Origin of the sequence: Aliivibrio sp. SR45-2, from assembly GCF_963890165.1 — a bacterium.
Lineage (GTDB): Bacteria > Pseudomonadota > Gammaproteobacteria > Enterobacterales > Vibrionaceae > Aliivibrio > Aliivibrio salmonicida.
Genome location: NZ_CAWPRC010000087.1, coordinates 1 through 639, shown reverse-complemented (window position 1 = coordinate 639; position 639 = coordinate 1). Strand labels below are relative to the sequence as shown.

At 36.5% G+C, this 639-nt stretch carries 2 protein-coding genes; one reads left to right on the top strand and one right to left on the bottom strand.

Translation table 11 applies throughout. From position 1 onward, the window contains the following. Positions 1–393: GNAT family N-acetyltransferase (locus AACV33_RS03855; protein WP_182700744.1), on the top strand; the 393-nt coding region annotated here is incomplete at its 5' end. A gap of 148 nt (positions 394–541) precedes the next feature. Here the strand turns inward: AACV33_RS03855 and AACV33_RS21525 are convergent. Then, positions 542–628, bottom strand: a complete 87-nt coding sequence (locus AACV33_RS21525) for a hypothetical protein (RefSeq protein WP_370527209.1) — start codon at positions 626–628, stop codon at positions 542–544. Positions 629–639: the final 11 nt, after the last annotated feature.

Sequence of the window (639 nt, the reverse complement as noted above, 5' to 3'; positions counted from 1 at the left end):
GTCAGAGGGAAATTTGAATCCCGGTTAGTTCCATGGAATGTGGATTCCAGCTCATGGTTATGCTTTGTTATTTTTGATAAACAATCAGGAAACTCTATTGGTATTACAGGTTTTACTGTTGAAAACAATGTTGCTGAAGTCGGTTATCTTTTATTACCTGAATTTTATGGTAATGGCTATGGTTCAGAATCTCTTTCTGGGCTATTGAATTGGGCTGAGTCGGTTCAAGAAATTAATGCTTATAAAGCTGTGGTAACTGAAGGGAATATTGGTTCAGAGAAAGTGTTACTTAAATGTGGGTTTCAGTTTGATCGCATTATTCCAGACGCTTATGAAATTGGTGGGGAATTGTTTGCGGATCATGTTTATTCTCGCGATGACAGAGTTACATAACAATCGCATCAACACGATTTGCTACATTCGGCATTCTAGATTTCTTTTGGTTTACCGTATTAAGTGGTAAATTTAGGCTTGATCTGCATAGTAGCAAACGTGTTATGCAGGCGTTATATGCTGGTGTGCCCCTCGAAAAACGAACACTTTATTTTACAAATTTACTTTCAAATTCAAATGGACTCAAGTTGTTTAATGTTGAGTGACTGCGCTTACGATTATAGAAGATCTCAATATATTCAAATA